This window comes from Paenibacillus sp. P46E (assembly GCF_001909095.1).
In the GTDB taxonomy this organism is placed as follows: domain Bacteria; phylum Bacillota; class Bacilli; order Paenibacillales; family Paenibacillaceae; genus Paenibacillus_AQ; species Paenibacillus_AQ helianthi.
This window is the reverse complement of the sequence record NZ_LVYZ01000103.1, coordinates 1-3,430: the sequence shown is the minus strand read 5'-3', so window position 1 is coordinate 3,430 and position 3,430 is coordinate 1. Positions and strand designations below refer to the sequence as shown.

Here is a 3,430-nt window from a genome sequence, read left to right as displayed (position 1 = left end):
TTTTTAGCACCGGCATTATGTTGATGGGCTTTGACCGATGTCGAATCAATGCTCAAGTTTTCAAAGTCAGGTTCGACCTGAAGAGTTTGGAAGATCGCGACAAGCAGTCCGGTATCTCGCCACTTGCAAAAGCGACTGTAGACCGTTTTCCATGGACCATAGCGTTCTCCGGTAAATCGAGCCAAGCAGCACCACTTCGAGCGATCCATAGAAAAGCGTTAAACATGGTTCGTTCACTTAATTTTGACGGACGTCCTGTTCGGTAGAGTGGAAACATCCCCTTAATTTGATCCCACTGTCCATCGCTTATTTCGTACCGTCTTTGAATCATGTTTGACGCTCCATACGTTTTTCTCAAATCTTACCATGTTATTTATTGTGTGACCGGTTACGAAATCCTGAAGAAAATGGACGTCAAAGGCAAAAAAGTCATGGCCGACCGGGAATACGATACCGATAAAATTATCGCACTGCTGGAAGAGAAGCAAGCGAACTCAATCATTCCAATCCGTAAGCACCGCACGATTCAACGCCGTCTTTTTTTCGGAATAATGAAACTGGCGATTTAATGAATAGATTTGAAATAGATTTAATGTCAATTGATTTGTTATCATCGAGATTATTAGTGCTTTTTTTCACATGGCGTTTATCTTGTCTATTCAATAATAATAATGGCGTATTTAAATTTCAGACTTTTCCCGGTAGTTCTTTTCATTTTTCCAGCAATCTATTTGTATCAAAAAAAAATCAGATTTTTTACGCAAAAAACCCCCTTGTATCTGCGGCATTCAGCAGATACAAGGGGGTTTGCGCTTCATATACCAATATTCAATTCATCTTCCCCGGGAGTGCGCTGCCCTATTGTTCCAGCAGCACCTGAAACCATTTTAGGTTCAATTCATGGTGCGCTCTGACATTATTCATCATCGACTTTGCAATATCGTAGATCCTGTCTTGCTTGGCATCCAGCACATGATCAATTTCAGCAATTTTGCGCCGTGTCTGCTCCATCTGCACCGCTACGGCCGACTTGAATTGCCCAGGATCATATTGGTGGGCAAACAGCGTGGTCATATAAAAGGCTAACGTAATATCGTCCGTCTGCAGCGAATATTTGGCCATGAGCGCTGTGAAATGCTCGTTGCCCTGCGGTGTAATCTCGTAGATGTACTGTTCGGGATAGTTGTTAACGCTAACGACTTCAACCAGCTGGACCAAGCCTTCCTCCGCTAACTTCTGCAGGTTGTAATACAGCGATCCCTTCGTCATATGAACAAGATACCTGTAATCCCGTTCCTTGAAGACATTCAACAATTCATAAGCGCTGGATTGTCCGCAGTCCTTCAACAGACCCAGTATTAATAAGGGTATAATAATAATTCCTCTTTCTATCGATTATTGAAAATCACGGAGATGCTCAGCGATCCATTCTCTAAACGTATAAGGCTCCCGGCCAAGAATCGTCAGCACCGTGCCGGTCACGCCGAGCTGATGCTTGACTGTATACTCCCAATCCTGGACTCTAAGGTTAATATACTCTTCAGCAATGTAGTTCTTCATATACGAACGGAAGTCCCCGATCGTCTGCTCTTCCAGTTCAAGCGATTGTCCCAGTTGCTTAGAGATTTCTGTCAATATGTTCCTCTGGCTAAGAATATTCGCCCCTGTAAGCGTCAAGACCTGCCCGGAGAATTTGCCAAAATCGGTTAGAACCACACTGATAACTTCGGCAATATCTGTTTCATGCACACTGGCCAGCTTAGCCTCAAGGGCCGGTAACCGGATTTTCCCCTTATTGTATCTAAAAAGGTCCCTCCAGTAAATGGTGTTGTGCATGAAGGCCTCGGCCCGGATAAAAACATACTGAAAGCCATACGCCTGAATTTGATCCTCGACCTTTTTATGTTTAAGGGCATTCTCGTTGTAACCGGCATCCGACCGGTTAATGGAAGCTGAGGATAAGAACACAATGTTCCGGACGCCCTTAGCCCGAGCAGCCTGTAGAATCTCTTCGGCATCATCCAGCAGGATCAGGAATAAGGTCTCAACGCCGCGCAGGCTGTCTGACCAGGCGCTGCAATCCTTGATATCGCCGGTGACGACAATAATATGATCTGTCCGATCTGTTAACAGCCTCTCAGGTGTTCGGGTGAGGGCTTTAAATTTGACATCCTTAAGCTTGAGGTAATTTACAACCCGATTTCCAACGGTTCCAGTTGCTCCAGTAATAAATAGCATTATAAGGACCTCTTTTCCAATATATTAGTCTAATTAGACCACAAATCAAAATATAGTCTAATTAGACTAATATAGCAAGGGATATTATACAAAGAACACAGCCCCAGGGGACTGTGTTCTGATAGTACGCCCAGCATGGGCGTCATCTCTAGGGTGAAAGTCCTGAACGAGGGCTGGCGAGCGCCTACCGTTAGTCAAAGGCAAGGGTGTTCACCGTGAGGTGGATCTGAAGGAAGCCGGAGGCAAAAGCACGGGCCAAGGTACACGAACTGGATTTGAGGCTGTGTCAGTCAGATGAGTCACCTATACATGACGAAATCCAAAGCCGCCAAAGGCTTGCGCGTTAAACTCGAGTGGTCGCGGGCGGAAAGATGGCATTCTTATCTGGGGAAGCCTACCGGATATGCAAGAAAAAAACTATGGTTGACTAATTACTAGAACGTGTCTGAAAACTCCTCATTGAGTCAATTTGAAGATGACAGCTACATATACAAACGCCAAGAATGACTTGGCCAACTTGTCGTAACGAGTAGCCACAGGCGAAAGTGTTTGATTTTATTGAAAAGGCACTCCACTAAGTGGCGTTCTTTGTACCGATACCAATCGACTTTCTACGGGTTTTGACTATTCGCTTTAGGTGGGATGGTGTAGGATACCTGCTTAGCTGTAATCCAATTTCGAATCGCTTGGGAGCCATAGGCTTTGTCGCCAAGAATATGACTTCCTGTAATTTCAAGCCTCTGAAGTAAATCAATCGCTGGAACGGAATCGTAGACTTGACCACCCGTCAGAAGAAAAGCGAGGGGATTTCCTAATCCATCGACGACGGTGTGAAGTTTGGTTTGGTTGTCTTTCCGCCACGACTGACGCCGATGTGCTGATTTACTTCGTGCCCTTCAATGTTTTTTTAGCACCGGCATTATGTTGATGGGCTTTGACCGATGTCGAATCAATGCTCAAGTTTTCAAAGTCAGGTTCGACCTGAAGAGTTTGGAAGATCGCGACAAGCAGTCCGGTATCTCGCCACTTGCAAAAGCGACTGTAGACCGTTTTCCATGGACCATAGCGTTCTCCGGTAAATCGAGCCAAGCAGCACCACTTCGAGCGATCCATAGAAAAGCGTTAAACATGGTTCGTTCACTTAATTTTGACGGACGTCCTGTTCGGTAGAGTGGAAACATCCCCTTAATTT

3 protein-coding genes and 2 pseudogenes are annotated in these 3,430 nt (G+C 45.1%); 1 reads left to right on the top strand and 4 read right to left on the bottom strand.

The annotated features are described in order from the left end of the window. A pseudogene (locus tag A3849_RS31020) lies at positions 1–331 on the bottom strand (transposase); the annotation flags it as partial. Positions 332–380: 49 nt separating this feature from the next. Here A3849_RS31020 and A3849_RS31015 point away from each other — a divergent pair. After that, the gene (locus A3849_RS31015; RefSeq protein ID WP_143191953.1) at positions 381–569 is read left to right on the top strand and encodes a hypothetical protein; all 189 of its coding nucleotides are present in this window, start codon (positions 381–383) and stop codon (positions 567–569) included. A 289-nt stretch (positions 570–858) separates the two neighbouring features. On the opposite strand, the gene A3849_RS31010 is transcribed toward A3849_RS31015, so the two are convergent. From A3849_RS31010 to A3849_RS32240, 3 genes and pseudogenes are all read right to left on the bottom strand, one after another. Continuing rightward, positions 859–1,347 carry a PadR family transcriptional regulator gene (locus tag A3849_RS31010; protein ID WP_178382863.1) on the bottom strand — a complete coding sequence of 163 codons (489 nt, stop codon included), beginning with the start codon at positions 1,345–1,347 and terminating at the stop codon, positions 859–861. Between the two features lie 48 nt (positions 1,348–1,395). Next, positions 1,396–2,238, bottom strand: coding sequence for an NmrA family NAD(P)-binding protein (locus A3849_RS31005; RefSeq protein WP_074114894.1), 843 nt, complete (start codon positions 2,236–2,238; stop codon positions 1,396–1,398). A 456-nt stretch (positions 2,239–2,694) separates the two neighbouring features. Further along, positions 2,695–3,428, bottom strand: a pseudogene (locus A3849_RS32240) (IS5 family transposase). Positions 3,429–3,430: the final 2 nt, after the last annotated feature.